We start from the raw sequence: 801 nt of genomic DNA, 5'->3' as shown, positions 1-801 counted from the left end.
TGTGAAAGTAGGTAATCGTCAGGCTCCCCCTAAAAACCCCTTGCTAACTCGTGTAGCAAGGGGTTTTTGCTTTTCTGCGGCGATATCGCCCAGCGCCGGCGCGGCTGCGCGGCTCGAGGCCAAGCGCGTGGTGGGTGAGCTTGATCTGACTGACCTTCCCCTGACCAATCCACCATTTCGGAACCAGCTCGCCGGCCGGTTTTCGGTGGATGCCATTGCTGAAATGGGGCGCCTCGACTTTCTCAATGCGCCGGGAGATGGAACAGCGTTATCGTCCGCGCATGGCCTCTCGCGACTGACGTCTGCTTAGCTGTTTCAGAATGGGGCGCCTCAACTGTCCCGATGCGCTGGGTGATCGGACAGCGTTATCGTCGGCGCGTGGCTTCTCGCGATTGACGTCTTAGAACGCTGGACCACCCGCAGACGCCAAGGCGCAGTCTCACTCAGATATGCCAACCGCGCCAGCAATCACACGCGCGTCGTCGCAACGAGCAAGACAACCAATGGACAATGCGCGCGCCGTTGAAGCGGGCGCCTTCACACGCGCGTGCCGCGCGTCATCGCAACGAGCACGACAACCAATGGGCGATGCGCACGCCATCGAGGCGGGAGCCTTCCGGTGTGTCGCTACCAAGCATCGTCACGATCACGGGACGCCGTTTGTGCACGAGCACGCGCATCACCATGTTATGCCCCGATTCGTTAATGAACCCGGTCTTCTGGACGTGACCTGCCCTGAAAATTTCGTACCAATCAAATCTAGAGATAATGGCTCCTCAGCTCAGACGAGGAGTTGGTATG

General features: G+C 59.3%; 1 protein-coding gene. It reads left to right on the top strand.

Annotation, left to right across the window (positions count from 1 at the left end; genetic code table 11):
- The coding region (locus PSO31014_RS22530; RefSeq protein ID WP_217424937.1) for a hypothetical protein at positions 1–310 on the top strand (310 nt) is incomplete at its 5' end.
- Between the last annotated feature and the right edge of the window lie 491 nt (positions 311–801).

This window comes from Pandoraea soli, from assembly GCF_902459595.1.
Classification (GTDB): domain Bacteria; phylum Pseudomonadota; class Gammaproteobacteria; order Burkholderiales; family Burkholderiaceae; genus Pandoraea; species Pandoraea cepalis.
Note: the sequence above shows the minus strand (reverse complement) of the source record. Positions and strands in the feature narration are given on the sequence as shown.